General features: G+C 68.4%; 19 protein-coding genes and 1 other RNA gene. 9 read left to right on the forward strand and 11 right to left on the reverse strand.

Going from position 1 to position 19,920, the window contains the following annotated elements:
• Positions 1-31 precede the first annotated feature (31 nt).
• From ABQY64_RS13880 to ABQY64_RS13890, 3 genes are all read right to left on the reverse strand, one after another.
• Positions 32-754, reverse strand: a complete 723-nt coding sequence (locus ABQY64_RS13880; protein WP_016903964.1) for a pseudouridine synthase — start codon at positions 752-754, stop codon at positions 32-34.
• Between the two features lie 48 nt (positions 755-802).
• On the reverse strand, positions 803-3,208 hold the full coding sequence (locus ABQY64_RS13885) for a bifunctional diguanylate cyclase/phosphodiesterase (protein WP_180969199.1): 2,406 nt from the start codon (positions 3,206-3,208) through the stop codon (positions 803-805).
• A 273-nt stretch (positions 3,209-3,481) separates the two neighbouring features.
• Positions 3,482-5,434: a DEAD/DEAH box helicase gene (locus tag ABQY64_RS13890; protein WP_102253786.1), complete on the reverse strand. Its 1,953-nt coding sequence runs from the start codon at positions 5,432-5,434 to the stop codon at positions 3,482-3,484.
• Positions 5,435-5,606: 172 nt separating this feature from the next.
• On the opposite strand from ABQY64_RS13890, the gene ABQY64_RS13895 reads away from it, so the two are divergent.
• The 4 genes from ABQY64_RS13895 (at position 5,607) to ABQY64_RS13910 (ending at position 7,500) form a co-directional block, all read left to right on the forward strand.
• Entirely contained in the window at positions 5,607-6,107 is a 501-nt protein-coding gene (locus ABQY64_RS13895; protein ID WP_228599825.1) for an RNA polymerase sigma factor, read from the forward strand.
• 27 nt (positions 6,108-6,134) lie between these two features.
• Positions 6,135-6,782, forward strand: a complete 648-nt coding sequence (locus ABQY64_RS13900; RefSeq protein WP_228599826.1) for a hypothetical protein — start codon at positions 6,135-6,137, stop codon at positions 6,780-6,782.
• Between the two features lie 158 nt (positions 6,783-6,940).
• Positions 6,941-7,183, forward strand: coding sequence for an RNA-binding S4 domain-containing protein (locus ABQY64_RS13905; RefSeq protein WP_024939760.1), 243 nt, complete (start codon positions 6,941-6,943; stop codon positions 7,181-7,183).
• Positions 7,180-7,500, forward strand: coding sequence for a hypothetical protein (locus ABQY64_RS13910; protein ID WP_127159166.1), 321 nt, complete (start codon positions 7,180-7,182; stop codon positions 7,498-7,500). The genes ABQY64_RS13905 and ABQY64_RS13910 overlap by 4 nt, the downstream gene beginning before the upstream one ends.
• A gap of 212 nt (positions 7,501-7,712) precedes the next feature.
• Here ABQY64_RS13910 and ubiM read toward each other — a convergent pair whose 3' ends face one another.
• The 6 genes from ubiM to ABQY64_RS13940 form a co-directional block, all read right to left on the reverse strand.
• A complete protein-coding gene (ubiM, locus tag ABQY64_RS13915) occupies positions 7,713-8,891 on the reverse strand; it encodes a 5-demethoxyubiquinol-8 5-hydroxylase UbiM (protein WP_349780062.1) in 1,179 nt (392 codons plus the stop codon).
• Between the two features lie 31 nt (positions 8,892-8,922).
• Positions 8,923-8,998, reverse strand: a non-coding RNA gene (locus tag ABQY64_RS13920) — sX9 sRNA.
• A gap of 202 nt (positions 8,999-9,200) precedes the next feature.
• Positions 9,201-9,602: an MAPEG family protein gene (locus ABQY64_RS13925; protein ID WP_228599828.1), complete on the reverse strand. Its 402-nt coding sequence runs from the start codon at positions 9,600-9,602 to the stop codon at positions 9,201-9,203.
• Positions 9,603-9,627: 25 nt separating this feature from the next.
• Positions 9,628-10,137: a DUF4019 domain-containing protein gene (locus ABQY64_RS13930; protein ID WP_047126840.1), complete on the reverse strand. Its 510-nt coding sequence runs from the start codon at positions 10,135-10,137 to the stop codon at positions 9,628-9,630.
• A 150-nt stretch (positions 10,138-10,287) separates the two neighbouring features.
• Positions 10,288-10,536, reverse strand: a complete 249-nt coding sequence (locus tag ABQY64_RS13935; protein WP_054591543.1) for a hypothetical protein — start codon at positions 10,534-10,536, stop codon at positions 10,288-10,290.
• 64 nt (positions 10,537-10,600) lie between these two features.
• The gene (locus tag ABQY64_RS13940; protein WP_349780061.1) at positions 10,601-11,785 is read right to left on the reverse strand and encodes a hypothetical protein; all 1,185 of its coding nucleotides are present in this window, start codon (positions 11,783-11,785) and stop codon (positions 10,601-10,603) included.
• Between the two features lie 148 nt (positions 11,786-11,933).
• Here ABQY64_RS13940 and ABQY64_RS13945 point away from each other — a divergent pair, with 148 nt between their 5' ends.
• The 4 genes from ABQY64_RS13945 to ABQY64_RS13960 are packed head-to-tail and all read left to right on the forward strand — an operon-like array spanning position 11,934 to position 16,655.
• Positions 11,934-13,397 (forward strand): AlkA N-terminal domain-containing protein, encoded by a 1,464-nt coding sequence (locus tag ABQY64_RS13945; protein ID WP_349780060.1) that lies wholly within the window; start codon positions 11,934-11,936, stop codon positions 13,395-13,397.
• Positions 13,394-13,936 (forward strand): methylated-DNA--[protein]-cysteine S-methyltransferase, encoded by a 543-nt coding sequence (locus ABQY64_RS13950; protein WP_104569776.1) that lies wholly within the window; start codon positions 13,394-13,396, stop codon positions 13,934-13,936. Before ABQY64_RS13945 ends, ABQY64_RS13950 begins: the two co-directional genes overlap by 4 nt.
• Before the next feature lie 36 nt (positions 13,937-13,972).
• The gene (locus ABQY64_RS13955; RefSeq protein ID WP_104573603.1) at positions 13,973-15,268 is read left to right on the forward strand and encodes an ectonucleotide pyrophosphatase/phosphodiesterase; all 1,296 of its coding nucleotides are present in this window, start codon (positions 13,973-13,975) and stop codon (positions 15,266-15,268) included.
• Between the two features lie 43 nt (positions 15,269-15,311).
• Complete coding sequence (locus ABQY64_RS13960; RefSeq protein ID WP_104573604.1) at positions 15,312-16,655, forward strand: chloride channel protein; 1,344 nt, start codon at positions 15,312-15,314, stop codon at positions 16,653-16,655.
• Between the two features lie 256 nt (positions 16,656-16,911).
• On the opposite strand, the gene ABQY64_RS13965 is transcribed toward ABQY64_RS13960, so the two are convergent.
• Positions 16,912-17,094 carry a 30S ribosomal protein THX gene (locus ABQY64_RS13965; RefSeq protein WP_016904806.1) on the reverse strand — a complete coding sequence of 61 codons (183 nt, stop codon included), beginning with the start codon at positions 17,092-17,094 and terminating at the stop codon, positions 16,912-16,914.
• 135 nt (positions 17,095-17,229) lie between these two features.
• A complete protein-coding gene (locus tag ABQY64_RS13970) occupies positions 17,230-17,646 on the reverse strand; it encodes a MerC domain-containing protein (RefSeq protein ID WP_024939915.1) in 417 nt (138 codons plus the stop codon).
• 163 nt (positions 17,647-17,809) lie between these two features.
• Here ABQY64_RS13970 and ABQY64_RS13975 point away from each other — a divergent pair, with 163 nt between their 5' ends.
• A complete protein-coding gene (locus tag ABQY64_RS13975; protein WP_039522357.1) occupies positions 17,810-19,876 on the forward strand; it encodes a TonB-dependent receptor in 2,067 nt (688 codons plus the stop codon).
• The last annotated feature ends 44 nt before the right edge of the window (positions 19,877-19,920 follow it).

The following is a 19,920-nucleotide window of genomic DNA, read 5'->3' on the forward strand; positions in this document are numbered from 1 at the left end:
GTTGCGGTTCAGTCCAACGCGCGAGAAATGCTCACCAGTCGGTGCGTTGCGGCAGCAGTCCGCGCAATTCTGCGTCGCTGAGATTGCGCCACTGCCCGGGCTTGAGCGCGGCCAATTTGATGTTGTCGATGCGCACCCGGCGCAGCTGGGTCACGCGGTAACCGAATTCGGCAGACATCAGGCGGATCTGCCGGTTCAATCCCTGCTCCAGCACGATGCGGAAGCCGAACTTGGCGATGCGCGCGGTGCGGCACGGCAACGTGGTCTCGTTGTGGATGCGCACGCCACGCGCCATGCCGCGCAGGAATTCGTCGGTGACCGGCTTGTTGACCGCCACCAGATATTCCTTCTGGTGGCGATTTTCCGCGCGCAGGATCTCGTTGACGATGTTGCCGTTGCTGGTCATCAAGATCAGACCTTCTGACTCCTTGTCGAGCCGGCCGACCGGGAAGATGCGCTGCTCGTGGCCGACGAATTCGACGATGTTGCCCTTGACCGAACTCTCGGTGGTGCAGGTGATGCCCACCGGCTTGTTGAGCGCGATGTAGACATGCTTGCGGCCACCGGGCTTGCTGGCGGCGCGCGTGCGCAGCGGCTGGCCGTCCACCAGCACGGTGTCGTCCTCGCCCACCACCGCACCGGTGCCGGCAGCCACGCCATTGACGGTGACCCGGCGTTCGCCGATCAGGCGATCGGCCTCGCGGCGGGAGCAGAAGCCGGTTTCGGCGATGTATTTGTTGAGTCGGGTCGTCATCGGCCGATTATCGGCGATTTGGAGCGGCGCGCGTGCACCAATCTGCGATCAGGACAGCGCCAGCAGCGGCTGCCCGGCATGCAGCAGCTCGTCCAGCGGACATGGACGATGCAGGCTGAAACCCTGCACCTGGCCGACACCGGCCTCGCGCAGGCCGGGAATGTCCGCCTCCGACTCCACGCCCTCGGCCACCACTTCGATCCCCAGCGCCAGGCCCACCTGCGCGATCGAGTGCACTGCCGCGCGGTCCACCGCGTCGTGCGCGTAGTTGCGCACGAAGCCGCAATCGATCTTGAGGACATCCACGGTGAACTGCTTGAGATAGCCGAACGAGGCCAGGCCGTTGCCGAAATCGTCCAGCGCCACATGGCAGCCGCGCGCACGCACGCTCTGCACGAAGCGCTGCGCATGCTCCAGATCGCCGATGACGGCGGTCTCGGTGATCTCCATGCACAGCTTGGGCACTAGGCTCGGGTAGCGCTCGAACAAGGACCACACGAAATCGAGAAAATCCGGCTGCGCGATCGACTGTGCGGACAGATTGACGTGGCACAGGTCCAGCGTGGCCACATGCATCGGATTGGCCGCCAGCTGCGCGCACAGCGTTTCCAGCACATGCACGTCGACCATGCGCCCCAGGCCGTAGCGCTCCACCGCAGGCAGGAATTCGCCCGGGCTCAGCACCCGCCCGTCGCGCGCACGCATGCGCACCAGCACCTCGTACTGCAGGCGTTCCGGATCGCTCAACACCTGGATCTTCTGCGCATACAGCAGCAGCCGGTCCTCGGCGATCGCCTGCTGCACTGCGCTGATCCAGCCGCCGTCGTGGCGCCGCCGTGCCAGCGCCAGATCGTTTTCGCCGAAGCAGCGAATGCGGTTGCGGCCCTCCTCCTTGGCTGCATGGCAGGCCAGATCGGCGGCGGTCATCAAGGCATTGACGTCGCTGGCGCCCTGGCGGATTTCAACCACGCCGAAGCTGCAGCTCGGCGTCAGCGGCCGTCCGCCCTGATGGCTCCACGGCTGACCCAGCACCGCATGCATGCGCTCCAGCAAGGACTGCGCCTGCGCCAGATCGGTATTGGCCAGCAGGATCGCGAACTCGTCGCCGCCCAGCCGCCCCAGCCAGTCGCCGGGGCGCAACTGCATGGTGATCACGTCGGCGAAGTGGCACAGGAACTTGTCGCCCACCGCATGCCCGAAGGTGTCGTTGACCAGCTTGAAGTGATCCAGGTCGACGAAGCACAGCGCATGGCAGAGCTGCGGCGATTGCGGCGGCTCGATCAGGCGCAGCAGCCGGCGTTCGATCTCGCGGCGGTTGATCAGGCCGGTCAAGGCATCGTGGCGCGCATGGAAGGCGACTTCGTCGGCCAGCTCGTGCGCATGCGAGACGTCTTCGATCACCGCCAGCACCAGGGTCGGCTCCTCCGGGCCGGGCTCCACCAGCGACGCGCTCCAGCGCCCCCACATCACCCCGCCGTCGGCGCGCAGCAAGCGCCGCTCGCCGGACTGCAGCAGTGTCGGCCAGTCGATCAGGCCGCGGCTGTCCAGCGCGATATGGTCCGGATGCAGTACCTCGGCCAGCGTGCAGGCCTGCAGTTCCTCCGGCCGGTAGCGCAGGATGTTGGCCATCGCGGCATTGGCATCGAGCACGCGGCCGCGCAGGTCGAACTTGACCATGCCCAGCGCCGCCTGCTGAAACGCGGTGCGGAAGCGGCCTTCGTGCGAGAGCAGATAATTGCGGATGCGGCGCATCGCCAGCACGCAGGTGATCAGCACCAGCAACAGGGTCGCCAGGCTGCAGACCACCATCACATCGTGCAGCAACCGCGCGCAGCGGACCAGCAGCGCCTGGAACTGCGCGGTATCGCCGCGCATGCGGCCGTCGAGCAGGTGCAGTTCGTCGCGCAGGGCCTGCAGCGCGCGCGGATCCGGCCGGCTGGCGGCCTGCACGGAGGCGGCCCGGTCGGCCAGGGTGCTCAGTTGCAGCAGGTCGGCGTCGGTGTGTTTCCACATCGCGATGGCGTCGCCCAGATACGGAAAGACATGGCCGTAGCGATACAGCCGCACCATTTGCGGCATGTCCTCGCGGGCATTGCGGCCAGCGGCCAGCCCGGCATGGACCGCAGCCCAGTCGATCACCGGCTGCTCGACCGCCTCGCGTGCCGCGCGGTCGCCGAGCGGCACTTCCAGTGCGCGGCAGGCGGCCTGCAGGTCGGCCGGATCGCCGCTGCCCAGGTAGCGCTCCAGCCAGTACACCGACTCCTGCTGGGCATTGGACCAGTGGCTCTGGCCGACGATCCAGGCCATTGCCCCGGACTGGATCTCGATCACCAGCGCCGAGAGCACCGCCATGCTGACGGCCATGCCGATCAACAAGGCCAAGGGAAGCGTCAGCCAGCCGCGCATCAGGTGCATGGTCCGCCTACCGCTCGTGCCGCCCGCCATCTGCGCCATTGTCATCCTCGCCCCCACTGCCGCTGCCCAATGCGATTCAGGCGCCCAGTGGGCGCCTGAAGGCAGTAGCGGCCGCAACGGCGCAGTCTGTATGGCTGCGCCCGCCCGGCCACGGTCGGGGCAGAACTTAGCCCGGCTAACAGGATGCCGCCGGCAATCTCCGCGGTATTGGCGCATGACGCCCGCACACCGATATGCATCAACCAACATAGCGACTGCGGCGACCGGCCGGATGGGCCGGGCAGCCGCACGCCGCCGCGTTGTCAGCGGTGCTTACTCGCCGCGGGGCTTGGGCGGGCCCTTGCGATGCGGCGCGCCGGCGCGGTCCATCGGACGGTTCGGGCCATTCGGGCGACCGGACGGCTTGCCGCCGCGCGGGAAGCGCGGCTTGGACGGCGACGCGGCCGCCTCGCCTTCTTCCAGCTTGCGCATGTTGAGCTGCTGGCCGGACACCCAGACCTTCTTCAGGTGCGTCAGCAATTCGCGCGGCATGTCGGCCGGCAGGTCCAGGATCGAATAGTCGTCCTGGATGTCGATACGGCCGATGTAGCGGCTTTCCAGGCCGGCCTCGTTGGCGATCGCGCCGACGATGTTGGCCGGCTTCACGCCGTGGGTGTGGCCCACTTCGATGCGGTAGCTCTCCATGCCGAACTCCGGCTCGCCACGCGGCGCAACCGGATCGCGACGCGGACGCTCGGCGCCCGCGCCATCACTGGCGAATGCCGGACGTTCCGCACGCGGCGGGCGTGCCGCGCGCTCGCCATCGGCACGCGGGCCACGCTCGAACTTCGGCTCGAAGCGCGGACGCTCGCCGCGATCACTGCGCTCGCCGCGATCACTGCGGTCGCCGCGATCGTTGCGCTCGCGCGGTGCGAATTCCTCGCGCGCGCCACGCACCGGCGGGGTCAGCAGGAACGGTGCATCGCCCTGCAGCAACTTGGCCATTGCCGCGGCGATATCGATCGCCGGCACGTTGTTCTCGCTCTCGTAGCGCTGCAGCAGATCGCGATACATGTCGATCTGGCCACCGGCCAGGGTCTCGGTGATGCGGGTCATGAAACGTGCCACGCGGGTGTCGTTGACCGCATCCACGCTCGGCAGCTGCATTTCTTCGATCGGCTGACGGGTTGCGCGCTCGATCGAACGCAGCATGCCCTTCTCGCGCGGGGTGACGAACAGGATCGCGTCGCCGTTGCGGCCGGCACGGCCGGTACGGCCGATGCGGTGCACGTAGCTTTCGGTGTCGTACGGGATGTCGTAGTTCAGCACATGGCTGACGCGCTCCACGTCCAGGCCGCGCGCGGCCACGTCGGTGGCGACCAGGATGTCGAGCTTGCCGTCCTTGAGCTGGGCAATGGTCTTCTCGCGGGCGGCCTGCTGCATGTCGCCGTTGATGGCCGCCGCGGCCATGCCGCGTGCCTGCAGCTTCTGCGCCAGCTCTTCGGTGGCAGCCTTGGTGCGCGCGAAGATGATCATGCCGTCGAACGGCTCGACCTCCAGGATGCGGGTCAGCGCGTCCAGCTTGTGCAGGCCACTCACCCACCAGTAGCGCTGGCGGATATTGGCCGAGGTGGTGGTCTTGGCCGCGATGGTGACTTCGGCCGGGTCCTTCAGATAGGTCTGCGCAATGCGGCGGATCGCCGGCGGCATGGTCGCCGAGAACAGCGCCACCTGGCGCTTCTCCGGCAACTTCTTCAGCACCGCTTCGACGTCGTCGATGAAGCCCATGCGCAGCATTTCGTCGGCTTCGTCCAGCACCAGCGTCTTGAGCTGGGACAGGTCCAGCGTGCCGCGGTCCAGGTGATCGATCACGCGACCGGGGGTGCCGACCACCACATGCACGCCGCGCTTGAGCGCGCTCAGCTGCTGCGCGTAGGGCTGGCCGCCGTAGACCGGCAGCACGCGGAAGCCGGGAATGGCTTCGGCATATTTCTGGAACGCCTCGGCGACCTGGATGGCCAGCTCGCGGGTTGGGGCCAGCACCAGCGCCTGCGGCTTGAGCTGGTTGAGGTCGGCGTTGGACAGCACCGGCAGCGCGAACGCGGCGGTCTTGCCGGTGCCGGTCTGCGCCTGGCCGAGCACGTCGCGGCCGGCCAGCAGCGCGGGGATGGTGGCAGCCTGGATCGGCGACGGCGACTCGTAGCCGACGGCGGCAACCGCCTTCATCACAGCGTCTGAGAGGCCGAGGTCTGCAAACAGCAGCGGCGCGGGAGATTCTTGGGTCATTGGGTAACTCCGGAGGCGCCGCACGGAGCCGGCAGGCGCAAAGCAGCATAGTGTGCGCCCTCAGGCCCCCTGCTGTCGAAATTTCCGTGACAGTCCGTTCAGCTTGTGAGGATTTGCCCGCTGCGGCGAATCATGTCCTCGACCCTTGTCATCCGCCCACCCGGCCGGAGCCATGTCCCTGGAAACAGACCTGCACACCCGCTTCAACGCTCTGCTGCAGCAGCACCGCGGCATCGTCCTGAAGGTCGCGGCCAGCTATTGCTGGAACCCGGACGACCGCGCCGAGCTGGCGCAAGACATCACCGTGCAGTTATGGCGCGCGTTCCCCGGCTACGACGCCGGCCGGCGCTTTTCCACCTGGATGTATCGCATTGCCTTGAACGTGGCGATCAGCGATCTGCGCGGCCGCAGCCGCGCGCCGCAGGACCCGCTCCCGCTGGAGGCGGTGGCCAACAGCATCGCCGACCCGCTGACGCGCGACCCGGCACACGCGCAGCAGGTCGCCGCGCTCCACGGCTTCATCGCCCACCTGCCGCCGCTGGAACGCGCCTTGATGCTGCTGTACCTGGACGCGCACAGCTACCGCGAGATCGGCGAGGTGCTCGGCATCAGCGAGACCAATGTCGCCACGAAACTCAGCCGCCTCAAGGCGCGCATCCGCGCCGAACTCTGACCACCCACTTCGCCCAAGGAACATTCGATGGAACTCGACGACATGCAACGCGCCTGGCACGCGATGGAACACCGCCTGGATCAGCACGGCACGCAGATCGGCCACATCGTCGGCCAGATGCGTGGCCACGCGGCGCGCACCAGCCTGCGCCCGCTGTGGCTGAGCCAATCCGCGCAATTGCTGTGCGCCGTGGCGCTGCACATCGTGATCGCGCGCAGCTGGCTTGGCCACACCGATCAGGCTGCGGCGATCATCGGCGGCGTGCTGCTGCAGCTGTGGAGCATTGCACTGGCGATCTCCGCACTACGGCAGCTGCAGCTGCTGGCGCAACTGGACTTTGCCGGACCGCTGCTGCCGACGCAGCGCGCGCTCGCGCAGCTGCGGCGCTGGCGCACGCGGGCGGCCCCGTGGCTGGGCGTGGCGTTCTGGGTGCTGTGGGTGGCCGTGGCCGACGCCGGCTGGCGCGGGCTGACCGGCCTGACCCTGCCGCACGACTGGCTGCTGCTCAATCTGTTGGTGGGTGTATTCGGCGGTATCGGCACCTGGCTCGGCTATCGACGGCTGCAGCGCAAACGCCATCCGTGGCTGGAGCGCATCGACAACGCGCATGCCGGGCCCGGCGTCGTGCGCGCCGAAAGCATGCTGGACGAGATTGCACGTTTTCGACGCGAATAAGCGTGCCGCCCCGCGCCGCGCCTCCGGCGTCGTGTCAGCCGCTGGCGCGTCTGCGTTGCGGTATTGCCCCGACTCCACCTGCCGGGGCTGCGCTCGGCACGGTGGTGTTGCCGGCTGCGACAGGCGGATAATCGCGCCTTCCTGTCACCGAGCGCACCATGCAATTTCTGGAATTCGACCTGGACGGCGAGTACATCGAACTCAACCAGTTGCTCAAGCTGGCGGGTATTGCCGACAGCGGTGGGCAGGGCAAGGCGATCGTCGCCAGCGGCGCGGTCAGCGTCGATGGCGTGCAGGAACTGCGCAAGACCGCCAAGATCCGCCCCGGCCAGTGCGTGCAACTGGACGATGTGGAGATCCGCGTGCTGGCGCTGGACCCCGATGCGGAGCCGGCAGAATGAGCGTGGTGCAGGTCAGCTGGCGCAACATCGCTCCCTCGGCTGAAGACCCGGACCACGATGTCTATATTTTCTCGATCGACGTCGATTCACCCACGCCGTTCTGGTTCGAGCAGTCGATCCGTGGCGGTCACGCCGAGCGTGGCGGTTGCAGCATGCTGGCCTTGCACGAGCTGGAAGGCTGGCCCGGCGGCTGGCGCGCAGACGTGACCAAGGCCGGCTGCGCCTGGGTGATTCCACTGCTGGAAGACGCCTTGCGCAGCGGCGATGCGCGCACCGCGATCGACGCGATTCTTGCGCGGGTCAACGCGCCGGCCTGATGGCTGCGTGCCCGACTGCCGCGCGCCTGACGAAAGCCGACCTCATGCAAATCCGGCCTGATCAAGCCCGTCCGATTGCCGAACGAGCACCCGCAAACGGGCCGCTGACCGCATTGCCCGCCCACATGTCGAACACCGTTACAAGCCACTGCGCGTGAGGACCACAGCGCAGCGCTGCACGCACTGCGCCTCCCTGCTCCCACTTCGATACGTCAAACGCTGCGCTGGGTCAGATGCGCCGCAATCGCCTGCTTGAACGGCGCCACCGCATGCGCCGCACGCAAGGCACCACGTCGCAGCAGGCGGGCCGGCGCACGGTCGTCGGTGTACAGCGCGGCCAATGCATTGGTCGCTTCATACAGCGGGCGCGTCGCCAGCCGGTGCGCCCGCTCGTACCCCTGCAGCAAGGCCGCAGCCCCGATGTCGCGCCCAGCAGCGGCAGCGGCGCACACACGCTCCGCCAGGCGCGCCTGGCTCTGCAATCCGAAGTTGAAGCCGTGCGCGGTTACCGGGTGCATGCCCACCGCCGCATCGCCGATCAGCGCGGCACGCTCGGCGCTAAAGCGTTGCGCATAGGCCGCCACCAGCGGATACGCATGCCGGCTGCCGTCCTGCTGCATCGGGCCGAGCCGATGTTCGAATGCTTCGGTGACCGCTGCGCTGAAGTCGGTCTCATTCATCGCCAGCAAAGCCTCTATCTGCCGCGGCGGCAGCGTCAGCACCGCGCCAGCGCGGTTGCCCTGCAGCGGCAACAACGCCAGCGTCTTGCCATAGCCAAACCACTCCCACGCGGCATGCCGGTGCGGTAGCGCATGGCGCATCCGGCACACCAGCATGGTCTTGCCGAAATCACGCAGCTGCGCACCGATGCCGAGCAGGCGCCGGGTGCTGGAAAAGCGACTGTCGGCCGCCACCAGCAGGCGCGCCGCCACCGTTTCCCCATCGGATAACTGCAGCACCACGCGGTCGCGCTGCTGCTGCACGGCCTGCAGCGTGCAGGCACAGCGCATCTCCAACGCAGCTTGTGCCTGCACCGCCTGCCAGGCCGCGCGACGGATCAGATGATTGGGCACCAGCCAGCCCAGATCGCCGGCACCACGCGCGGAGGCGGCGAAGGTCAGCGCGAAATGCGAATGTCCGTCCATGACGCGGGCGTCGCGCAGCGGCGAGATCGCATCGGCGGGAAACTGCTGCCAGATGCCCAGTTGCTCCAGCAATGCACGCGAGGCATGGGTCAGCGCGATTTCGCGTCCGTCGAAGGCCGGCTCGGCCAGCTGCGCGCGTGGCTGCTGGTCGACCACCAGCACCGACAGGCCACTACCGGCCAACGACCGCGCAAAACTCAGGCCGACAGGCCCGGCACCAATGACTGCGATATCCACCGATTGCATGCCGCGCTCCTTCACCACCGAGACCCAGAGGAGCTAACAAGACCTCGCGTGCAGTGGTCAGCTGGATGCGGTCGGTGCGGAGCAACCGACATGGCCGCGTGGCACGTGCCGCACCGGGCACGCACGCCTGGCGGTGAGCGCAGCCGTCTTGATAGCGGCTGTGAGTTTAACGGCAGTGGTGTCGGCCGGCCTTGATCAGGATCAAGCAGTGACCGAACCAGGCAGCCCAACGCAGTCAAAGGCGCGCGACCTGTCGCTGCGTTTTCTCAGCCACTAACCACAGGCTGCGCGCACGCAGCCCGGCCTGCGTCACCAGCCTAGCAACGCCCGCACCAGCTTGACGATGCCCCAGAACGACACCACCCAGATTGCGCTGCGCAGATAGGGAATGCCTGCCGCATAAGCAGGCACGTAAGCCACGCGCGCCCACAGGTACAGCTGCACGCCCAGTGCGGTATCTGCATTGGTACGCCCGGCAATGCTCACCGCCAGTACCGCAGCAGCGAAAATCGGGAACGTCTCCTGATAATTGCGGAAGGCGCGATCCAGCCGCGCCGCAACGCCGGTCAAGGGCTTGGCGTCGCCATCGCGGGCGCTGGCATTCCACTTGGTCCCGCGCTGTGCGGTCATGCTGGCCGAGGCGGCCAGCAGTTGCACCAGGCCGAGCACCATGGCCCAGCCCAGCATCTGCAGTTCGATGGTCAGTTCCACGCGGGTCTCCCGATGAGCTGCAAGATCACTTGATCGACGCGCGCAGGCTGTAACCGGCGAGACGCCAGGTCTTGTCCTCGTCCAGGCGGAACGACACCAGCTCGCGCACCGGCTGCTGGGCCTTGGCAAACCGGGTCGGGAAGCTGACGTTGACGTACAGGCCTTCGGGCACCTGCGCGCCGGCGGCGTATTTGACCCGTGTCACCGAGCCCTGCCCGCGTCCGACCACTGCCCCCAGGCGTGCACGTTCGGCACCGATCTGGCTCACGAAGACATCGCGCTTGACCGCGGTCTTGGCGACGCTGGAGGCGCCATCCCACAGCGAGGCCACCTGGTTGGCATCCACCATCTGCGCCACCCGCAGTGCCGCCTGGGTCATCTCGGTGTTCTGTTTGGTCAGCTGCGCCTGCTGCGCCGGGCTGGCCGTGGGCGCCGCCTGGGGAGCGGCGGCCGGACGTGCAGCCGTCTGCGGCTGTTGTGCCAGGACCAGCGAGGGAGCCAACAGCAGTGCGGCAAGCAGACGAGGACGGAACATGGGGCAGATGACCTTGTGCGTAGCAAACGGATGGGAACTACCGCAGGGTTTGCGGCGAGTGCGGCAGTTTAAGACCTGCGCTGCATGGTGAGGTGAGTGTGCAAGCGACGCGCGAGCCGGGTGCCGGGAACGCACGCCTTGACTCAAAAATCAGATGTCGCCGCCCGGCGGAACCGCCGCGACGCCGCGTGGCCGCCACAGTCGCCAACTGACCCACAGTGCGCGCGCGATGGCAGCGATCAGGGCCGCCAGGCTCAGCCACACCGCCAGCGTCGCCGGCCACTGCACATGGCTGGCCGCAGCGATCACCTGCAGCAGTTCGGCCACGCCAAACCCGGCCAGCACCAGCAGCGCCGATGGCAGGTATGCCAGCGCAACGCCTTTTGTCTTTCCAAGCATGTCGCCCCCCGGCTCCGTGGTATGCCGCGACCATAGGCAGCCGGCAGTGCGGTGGGTGTGAAGCTCAGCCCTCGCCCTGGGCGGGGTCCGGCGGGGGTTCGGCAGCCGACTCTGCGGCAGGTGCCGCAGTTGGCGCTGCGGTGGACATTCCCGGCTCCACGTCGGCCGCCGGCGCGGCCTGCGCTGCGGCGGTGGCCGGCAGCGCGGCGGCATCGGTTTCGGCCAGCGGGCTTTCTTTCGGGCAGGCCGCATCCGGGAAGCCGAAGCGCTGCTTCAAGGCCAGGCCGCAGGCGTTGACCGCCTCCAGATCGGCGCCCTCGCCCTTGCACTTCTGGTCGAAGGCAACCAGAAACGCGTCCTTGCGGCGCACGAAGGCATCGCCGCACTTGCGCATCTGGCGGATACGCTCCAGGTCGTCCTGCACCGCGTTGGTGCCATCCAGCCCGTACTCGCGCAGCTCGTCCATCGTCAGCAGGCGCAGGCTGCGGTTGGGCACGGTCATCATCAGGTCGGCCACCGCCACCGCCACGCCGTTGCGCTCCAGATAATCCTTGACGTTGCCATAGACCTCGCGCAATTCGCGATTGAGTTCCGCGCGCGAGGTGGCCTTGGAACTGATCCGCATCATGCGGTGGATACCGACCTTGCCGGCCACCAGGCGGTTGTCGCCGGCGGCCAGCACGAACACGCAGGCGCTGTGGCAGATCGAGCCTTCGCGCACCCAGATGGTCCAGTTGGATTCGCCGATGACATCGCCGGCGCGAATCGCCGCTTCCACCTGCCCGCCACTGGAGTCCAGGTCCAGGATACGATGCGGCAGCCGCAGTTGCTCGGCCACCGCAGCCAGCCGCCACACCAACGCAGCGAAGCCGGCGTTGATCTTGCCGGCGTAGCGCACCCGCAGCAGGCCGGTGTCGCGACACGGCGCCAGCGCCGCCTCCACGCTGGCGCGGTCCAACGCAGGCAGCAGCGTGCCGTCGCCGGCTTCGCTGCTGTAATCGGTGGCGCAACTGATCCAGGCCTTGCCCGCGTCCAGCTCCGCTTGCGGCCAGCCGGCTTCGCCGGCCTGTGCACGCGGCCGCGGCGGCGGCGCCACCGGCTCGGGTGTATCCACCGACACCATATGGTCGCCATCGCCCTGCCCCGCGCCGCTCTGCTGCGCCGCGGCGGCATCGGCCGAGGTACTGGTGCGGTCGCAGGCCGCCAGCGCCAGCACACATGAAAGGGACAGGCAGAGCAGTTTCAACATGATGTCAGGCAACGGACCGCGACGGGGATCACCCTCAGTCTATGGCTGAATGGGCGAAGCGTTTGACCCTGCCATGAACGCGGCGGCCCGCTGCAACCCTGTCCGAAAACGGCCAGCCCGGGCAGGGGCGAGCGCATAGACTGGCGCCATGCAGACCACCACGCCCGACCGACTCCAATGCGACCGCGCCCGCCTGGCGCGCGATGCACGCTTCGACGGGCTGTTCTTCACCGCGGTGCGCAGCACCGGCATCTACTGCCGCCCGGTGTGTCCGGCGCCGCCGCCCAAGCCGGGCAACATCAGCTATTACCCCAGCGCGGCGGCAGCCAGTGCCGCCGGCTACCGGCCCTGCCTGCGCTGCCGCCCCGAGCTGTCGCCGCAGGCGCAGCAGCATCTGGGCGAAGAGAGCGTGCAACGTGCACTGGCGATGATTGCCGACGGTGCCCTGCAGGAGCAGCCGGTGCAGACCCTGGCCGACGCGGTGGGCCTGAGCGCACGCCAGCTGCAGCGGCAATTCGTGCAGCAGCTCGGTGCCACCCCGATCCAGGTGCACGGCACGCGCCGGCTGCTGCTGGCCAAGCAACTGCTGACCGAGACCGCATTGCCGGTCACCGAGGTCGCACTGGCGGCCGGCTTCAACAGCCTGCGTCGCTTCAATGCTGCGTTCCTGGAAGGCTGCGGGATGCCGCCATCGGCGCTACGCAAGCAGCGTGCCGAGGTCCCGGGTGGCGAGTTGACCCTGCGCCTGGGCTATCGCCCGCCGCTGGATCTGCCGGCGATGCTGGCATTCCTGCAACGCCGCGCGATTCCCGGCATCGAGCAGGTCGACGCCAGCGGCTACCGGCGCGTGATCGGCACACCGGGCAACGCAACGCTGATCGAGGTCAGCGCGGCGCCGCAGCGTGCGGAGTTGTTGCTGCGCATCGGCGCGACCGACCCGCGGCAGATTCCGCAGATCGTGCGCCGGGTGCGCCGCCTGTTCGATCTGGATGCGGACCTGCAGGCGGTGCATGCCACGCTGGCGGCCGAGCCGCTGCTGGCCGAGGCGATCGCGCGCCGTCCCGGGCTGCGCGTGCCGGGTGGCTGGGACGGCTTCGAAGTGGCCGTGCGCGCCGTGCTGGGCCAGCAGATCAGCGTAGCCGGCGCGGCGACGCTGGCGGCGCGGCTGGTCGACCGGCATGGCGGCCATCATGTGGAGATGCCTCCCGGCCTGGACCGCATCTTTCCGACCCCGGCACAGCTGGCCGAGGCGCCGCTGGAACAACTCGGCCTGCCGCGGGCGCGCGCGGCCACGCTGCGAGCGCTAGCCTCGGCCTGCGCGCAAGGGCAGCTGCATTTCGGCGCCGGCCAGCGCCTGTCCGAGTTCGTCGCCGCCTGCACCGCGTTGCCCGGCATCGGGCCGTGGACCGCGCATTACGTCGCCATGCGTGCGCTGTCGCATCCGGACGCGTTTCCGGCCGGCGACCTGATCCTGCAGCAGGTGCTCGGCACGCCCGAGCGCCTCAGCGAGCGTGCCACCGAAGCGCGCTCGCAGGCCTGGCGGCCGTGGCGCGCCTACGCTGTATTGCACCTGTGGCATCTCGCTGTCGATCGCAAGGACACCCGCTCATGAGCACGTTGTATTACGACACCTTTCCCTCGCCGATCGGCGCGCTCAGCGTGGCCGCCGATGCTGCCGGCGTGCACCACATCCTGTTCGCGCAGAACCGCTACGACGCGGTCGGCCGCGCGCGTTGGCAGCACGACCCCGACGCGCCGCTGGTGCGCGAGGCACGCGAGCAGTTGCTCGACTATCTGTATGGCGGGCGGCGCAGCTTCGACCTGCCATTGGCCCCGACCGGCACGCCATTCCAGCTGCAGGTCTGGCATACGCTGGCGCAGATTCCGTTCGGGCAGACCTGGAGCTATGCGCAGCTCGCGCACGCGGTGGGTCGCCCCGCCGCCAGCCGCGCGGTCGGCGCTGCCAATGGGCGCAATCCATTGCCGATCGTGCTGCCCTGCCACCGCGTGATCGGCACCAATGGTGCGCTGACCGGCTTCGGCGGCGGCCTGCCCACCAAGCAGGCCTTGTTGCAGCTGGAAGGCTGGTCGCCGCGCCAGGGCGCAGCGGCCGACGATCTGTTCGCCGCATCCGCCACCGGCACGCGCTGACTTCGCGACGTCATTGCCAGGCCGTAAACTGGCGCGATGATCGATCGACGTTTTGTGTTTGCCGCGCTCGCACTGCTCGCGGCCTGCAGTTCTCACACCCCTTCGCACAGTACGCCAGCGCCCGCCCCGGCGGCGCCCGCGTCGGCCGGCACACCGCACAGCGATTCAGCGCACAGCGTGCTGCTGATCTCGATCGACGGGCTGCGCGCGGACATGCTCGATCGCGGCATCACACCGAATCTGTCGCAGCTCGCACACGACGGCGTACGTGCGCGCTGGATGACGCCGTCATACCCGTCGCTGACCTTTCCCAATCACTACACGCTGGTCACCGGCCTGCGCCCGGACCACCACGGCATCGTGCACAACAGCATGCGCGATGCGACGTTGGGCGGCTTCTGGCTGAGCAAGCAGGATGCGGTCGGCGATGCGCGCTGGTGGGGTGGCGAGCCGCTGTGGGTGGGTGCGGAAACCCACGGCCTGCATGCCGCAACCTGGTCGTGGCCAGGCAGCGAGGCGGCGATCGGCGGCGTGCGCCCCACGCGTTGGCGCCATTACGAAGAAGGCACCAGCCTGGACACGCGCGTGGACGAAGTGCGGGGCTGGCTGGCCGCCTCCGGCGCCGACCGCAACCGCCTGGTCACGCTGTATTTTGAACACGTGGACGAAGCCGGCCACGACCACGGCCCGGAGTCGCGCGAATATGCCGACAACGTGCGTGCGGTGGATGGCGCGATCGGCCGGCTGCTGGCCGGCATGCAGCGCGACGGCACGCGCGAGCGCACCAATATCGTCGTGGTCTCCGACCACGGCATGGCCGAGGTGGCGCCCGGGCATGCGATCAGCGTGGAAGACATGGCGCGCCCGGACATCGCCACTGCCGTGACCGACGGGCAGGTGATCGGCTTTGCGCCATTGCCGGGACAGCAGGCCCGCGCCGAAGCCGGCCTGCTCGGTGCGCATGCGCAGTACGACTGCTGGCGCAAGACGGAGCTGCCGGCACGCTGGCACTACGGCACGCATCCGCGCATTCCGCCGATCGTGTGCCAGATGCACGAAGGCTGGGATGCACTGTTCCCGGACAAGCTGGCCAAGCGCCCGCGCGATCAGATGCGCGGGTCGCACGGTTTCGATCCGGCGCTGCCGTCGATGCGTGCGGTGTTCCTGGCGCAGGGCCCGGATCTGGCGCAGGGCAAGCGCTTGCCGGGTTTCGACAACGTCGATGTGTATGCGCTGATGACCCGGCTGCTGGGCATTCCTGCCGCGCCCAATGATGGAAATCCCGCCACGCTGCTGCCGGCCCTGCGCGTGCCGCCGGCCGCCGGCCGCTGAGTGACGCGTCGCGGCCGCGCTGTGCGGATGCGACAATGGCGCCATGTCTGCTCCTGATCCCTTGCCGCGCCGGCTTCGGCTGCGGCCGTTGTTGTCCAGCCAAGGCTGGCGTCGCCGCGCCGCACTCTGGGGTGGCGCAATCGCGGTAGCACTGGTGGCGATCGTGTTCGCCAAGGCCAGCGACGCCGCCTTCCAGTTGTTCCAGCGCATCACCGCGCATTCGATCTGGTGGGCGCTGCTGCTGACGCCGGGCATCTTCGCCCTGCTGGCCTGGCTCACCTCCGGCGCGATGCGGCCCACGCGTGGCAGCGGCATCCCGCAGGTCATCGCGGCGCTGGAGCATGACGACGCGGCATTTCGCCAGACCAATCTGTCGCTGCGCGTGTCGATCGGCAAGCTTGCCCTGACCACCCTGTCGCTGCTCGGTGGCGCCTCGGTCGGACGCGAAGGCCCCACCGTGCATGTCGGCGCCAGCCTGATGCATGTGTTCGGGCGCTGGTTCGGGTTTCACGATCCGCGCGAGCTCTCGCATTTTCTGCTTGCCGGTGGCGCGGCCGGTATCGCCGCGGCGTTCAACACCCCGCTGGCCGGGGTGGTGTTTGCGATCGAGGAATTGAGCGGGCGCTTCGAGCACCGCTTCTCCGGCACCTTGCTGACCGCGGTGATCGTTGGTGGCGTGGTGTCGCTGGGCCTGTTGGGCAACTACACCTACTTCGGCAAGGTGGCAGTGGCCCTGCCGCTGGGCCAGGCCTGGCTGGCGATCGCACTATGCGGCAGCGTGGCCGGCCTGCTCGGCGGCATCTTCGCGCGCCTGGTGCTGGCCAGCGTCAGCGGCAAACCGCGCTGGCTGGCAACGCTGCGCCAGCGCCATCCGGTGCTGATGGCCGCGCTGTGCGGGGTGGCGCTGGTCGGCCTGGCGCTGGTGTTCGGGCAAGGCGCGTTCGGCACCGGCTACGAGCAGGCGCGCAGCCTGGTGCAAGGCCATGCAGTGGTCGGCCACGAATTCGGGCTGATGAAGCTGCTGGCCAACCTGGTCTCCTACCTGGCCGGCATTCCGGGCGGGCTGTTCTCGCCGGCGCTGGCGGTGGGCGCCGGCATCGGCCACAACCTGTCGGTGCTGATGCCGGGCGTGGACCCGCGCACCTTCGTGCTGCTGGGCATGTGCGCGTATCTGACCGGCGTGACCCAGGCGCCGTTGACCTCGGCGGTGATCTCGCTGGAACTGACCGACACCAGCCAGATGCTGTTGCCGATCCTGGCTACCGTGCTGATCGCGCGCGCGATGTCCGGCCTGGTGTGCAAGACGCCGATCTATCGCGGCCTGGCCGAACAGTTGCTGGCGCCGACGCCGTCCCGCACCTCGCCGGCTACGGCAACGACGCACTGAACACCGCACGCGGGAGAGCGGCGCAGGGTCGATCGACCGCAGTGTGCAGCTGCCGGCCATGACCGCCGCGCACTGCGGCCGGCGCTGTTGTGCCGTGCGCGAACCGACGCCAGCGGCGCGCACGTCGCCGCTTCGACGCAGGCCGGTAGCGGAATGGCTGCTCGGGCGAGCGCTGCAGCGCGCGTCTGCGCCGATGCCGGACATAAAAAAACGCGGCGCAAGCGCCGCGTTCTGGTGTCGCGAAGCGGGCTAAGGATCAGCCGGCCTTGGCAACGGTCTTCTTGGCCACAGCCTTCTTGGCCGGAGCCTTGACCACGCCCTTCTTGGCAACCGGGGCAGCTGCACCCACGACAACCTTGCTCACCGCGTGCGAACGCGAATTGCCGTAGCTGGAATTGTAGCGCTTGCCCTTGGCGGTCTTGCGGTCACCCTTACCCATGTTCGTCGACTCCTGAATGTGAATACTGAATACAAAATCCCCGCGCTGAACACGGGTCTGGCGAGGTTTACGCCGGCGGCGCCCTCGCGCAAGGCCGGCAAGCCTACCACGTAGGCCCTGCCCGCGCAGCCCGGGCTAGTGTGCGCAGCTGGCGTCGTGGACGTGGGCATGCCCGTGGTTCAGACGCAGGTTGACCAGGTGGGCGATGCCGACCAGCGCGCCACCGAGCGTCATCACCACCGCATGCGGCACCACCGCGTGGTGCAAGGGGTCATAGAGCAGGCCGGCCCACAACAACAGCAAGCCCGGCAGCAACAGCGCCAGCGCGTGCAGCGCCTTGTGGCGGCGATAGCCCAGCACCAGGCTGAACAGCCCCAGCAGCGTCACGAACACCACGATGGCCAGTTCGACCCCATCGCCCAGCCAGAACGACAGGCCCAACGACGGGGCCAGGGCCAGTACCAGCGGCAGTACCGCGCAATGCACGGCGCACAGCAGCGAACCGGTCGCACCGAAGCGGTCGAGCACATGGCGAAGGGACGGTAGAGGCATGACTTCCAGCAGGGGCTCGCGGCGACGTGGAATAATATAACATCTTCCTTGTTCCAGACCCGCACCGCTGCATCGCGCAAGTGAGCGGGTCCTGCCGTCGGCACAGCAGCCAAGCTGCGCCTTACCATTGATATACAGTAACAATCACAGAGTCCGGCCCGCCATGCACCCTCGCCTCGCTTTCTCGTTCCGCCGCTCCACGCTCTCGCTGGCGTTGACCAGCCTGCTGACGCCCGCCCTGGCCCTGGCCGAGGACGCACCGGCAGCTGCCGACCCGCAGACCCCGCCCAGCTCGGACACGCGCCACGACGCCACCGCTTCCAGTGGCCGCCATATCAAGGACCTGGACAAGGTCGTGGTCACCGCCAGCCCGCTGCGCGATGCGGCCGGCGAGTTGAGCCGCCCGGTCGAGGTGCTGGCCGGCGAGCGTCTGGACGAGGTGCGCAGCTCCAGCCTGGGCGAGACCGTGGCCAGCCTGCCCGGCGTGCAGAGTTCCAACTTCGGCCCCGGCGTCGGCCGGCCGATCATCCGTGGCCTGGACGGCCCGCGCGTGGCGGTGCTGCGCGATGGCCTGTCGACCCAGGACGTGTCCACGGTCAGCCAGGACCACTCGCCGGCGATCGAGCCGTTCCTGGCCAACCAGATCGAGGTGCTCAAGGGCCCGTCCACGCTGCTGTACGGCTCCGGCGCGATCGGCGGCGTGGTCAACGTGGTCGACGGGCGCATTGCCGAAACCCCGGTGGACGGCTTCAGCGGCCGCGCCGAAGTGCGCTTCGACGGCGGCGACAAGGACGGCAACACCGACATGTTCCGCGTCGATGCCGGCAATGGCAGCGGCCTGTCGATCCACGCCGACGGCGTGTACCGCAACCAGAACGATTACGACACCCCGCAGGGGCGCCAGCTCAACAGCTGGATCGACTCCAAGGTCGGCTCGGTCGGCGCCTCGCTGTCCGGCGACTGGGGTTTCGTCGGCCTGTCGGCCTCGCGCTTCCGCGACAACTACGGCAACCCCGGCGAGCCGGGCGACCCGACGATCGGCGAGCGCGGGGTGTCCTTGAAGCTGCAGCAGGACCGCTACGACCTCAAGGGCGGGCTGACCGATCCCTGGGGCGAAGGCAGCGCGCTGCGCTACAGCTTCGGCCACACCGATTACGCGCACACCGAGTTCGAAGGCGCCGAAGTCGGCACCGTGTTCACCAAGCGCGCCAACGAAGGCCGCGTGGAAGCCTCCTTCACCTTCGGCGGCGGCTGGCAGACCGCGTTCGGCCTGCAGGGCAGCGACACCACCTTCCAGGCGATTGGCGAGGAATCCTTCGTGCCCAAGACCGACACCCGCTCGCTCGGCGTGTTCGGCGTTGCCCGCAACAGCTGGGAGCGCGTCACCGCCGAAGTCGGCGCGCGCGTGGACAAGGTCAAGTACCGCACCGACATCGGCGTGGACCGCGACTTCACCCCGACCAGCTTCTCGGCCAGCGGCGGCTTCCGTTTCAACGAACAGTGGCGCCTGACCGCCAACCTCGACCACGCCGAACGCGCACCGGCCGAGGAAGAGCTGTTCGCCAACGGCCCGCACATCGCCACCCTCGCCTACGAGATCGGCGATGCGGATCTGAAGACCGAGAAGGCCAACCAGGCCGAGCTGGGCCTGAACTTCCAGAACGCATGGGTGGATGCCAAGATCGCCGCGTACTACAACCGCTACAACGACTTCGTCTACATCGTCGATACCGGCGGCCAATGGTTCAACGAAGAAGACAACGACTTCCTGCCGATCCGCCAGTGGACGCAGAACGATGCGGTCTTCCACGGTTTCGAGGGCGAGGCCACCTTCCATCTGGCCGACAACGACACCGGCGCGTGGGATCTGCGCGTGTTCGGCGACACCGTGCGTGCGCGCCTGAAGGATGGCGGCAACCTGCCGCGCATCGCCCCGGGCCGGGTCGGCGCGCAGATGCGCTGGAACGCCGATGCATGGCGCGCCTCGCTCGGCGCCACCCGCACCATGAAGCAGGACAAGGTGGCGGTGAACGAAACCCCGACCGACGGCTATACCTTCGTCGATGCGCATCTGGCCTACCACGTGGACCGTGGCAGCAACGCGTGGGAAGTGTTCCTGGACGGCAACAACCTGACCAACCAGGACGCACGTGTGCACACCTCCTTCCTCAAGGACGATGTGATGCTTCCCGGCCGCAGCGCCTCGTTCGGCGTGCGCCTGTTCTTCTGACGGTACCTCTCTCCCGCCGTCATAAGCGAGGCCGCCTTCGGGCG

Source organism: Xanthomonas sp. WHRI 7065 (assembly GCF_040203115.2).
GTDB classification, from domain to species: Bacteria; Pseudomonadota; Gammaproteobacteria; order Xanthomonadales; family Xanthomonadaceae; genus Xanthomonas; species Xanthomonas arboricola.

Coding starts and splice junctions, on each gene's coding strand:
- ABQY64_RS13880 (WP_016903964.1), bottom strand. CDS start 754: ATGACGACCCGACTCAACAAATACATCGCCGAAACCGGCTTCTGCTCC.
- ABQY64_RS13885 (WP_180969199.1), bottom strand. CDS start 3,208: ATGGCGCAGATGGCGGGCGGCACGAGCGGTAGGCGGACCATGCACCTG.
- ABQY64_RS13890 (WP_102253786.1), bottom strand. CDS start 5,434: ATGACCCAAGAATCTCCCGCGCCGCTGCTGTTTGCAGACCTCGGCCTC.
- ABQY64_RS13895 (WP_228599825.1), top strand. CDS start 5,607: ATGTCCCTGGAAACAGACCTGCACACCCGCTTCAACGCTCTGCTGCAG.
- ABQY64_RS13900 (WP_228599826.1), top strand. CDS start 6,135: ATGGAACTCGACGACATGCAACGCGCCTGGCACGCGATGGAACACCGC.
- ABQY64_RS13905 (WP_024939760.1), top strand. CDS start 6,941: ATGCAATTTCTGGAATTCGACCTGGACGGCGAGTACATCGAACTCAAC.
- ABQY64_RS13910 (WP_127159166.1), top strand. CDS start 7,180: ATGAGCGTGGTGCAGGTCAGCTGGCGCAACATCGCTCCCTCGGCTGAA.
- ubiM (WP_349780062.1), bottom strand. CDS start 8,891: ATGCAATCGGTGGATATCGCAGTCATTGGTGCCGGGCCTGTCGGCCTG.
- ABQY64_RS13930 (WP_047126840.1), bottom strand. CDS start 10,137: ATGTTCCGTCCTCGTCTGCTTGCCGCACTGCTGTTGGCTCCCTCGCTG.
- ABQY64_RS13935 (WP_054591543.1), bottom strand. CDS start 10,536: ATGCTTGGAAAGACAAAAGGCGTTGCGCTGGCATACCTGCCATCGGCG.
- ABQY64_RS13940 (WP_349780061.1), bottom strand. CDS start 11,785: ATGTTGAAACTGCTCTGCCTGTCCCTTTCATGTGTGCTGGCGCTGGCG.
- ABQY64_RS13945 (WP_349780060.1), top strand. CDS start 11,934: ATGCAGACCACCACGCCCGACCGACTCCAATGCGACCGCGCCCGCCTG.
- ABQY64_RS13950 (WP_104569776.1), top strand. CDS start 13,394: ATGAGCACGTTGTATTACGACACCTTTCCCTCGCCGATCGGCGCGCTC.
- ABQY64_RS13955 (WP_104573603.1), top strand. CDS start 13,973: ATGATCGATCGACGTTTTGTGTTTGCCGCGCTCGCACTGCTCGCGGCC.
- ABQY64_RS13960 (WP_104573604.1), top strand. CDS start 15,312: ATGTCTGCTCCTGATCCCTTGCCGCGCCGGCTTCGGCTGCGGCCGTTG.
- ABQY64_RS13965 (WP_016904806.1), bottom strand. CDS start 17,094: ATGGGTAAGGGTGACCGCAAGACCGCCAAGGGCAAGCGCTACAATTCC.
- ABQY64_RS13970 (WP_024939915.1), bottom strand. CDS start 17,646: ATGCCTCTACCGTCCCTTCGCCATGTGCTCGACCGCTTCGGTGCGACC.
- ABQY64_RS13975 (WP_039522357.1), top strand. CDS start 17,810: ATGCACCCTCGCCTCGCTTTCTCGTTCCGCCGCTCCACGCTCTCGCTG.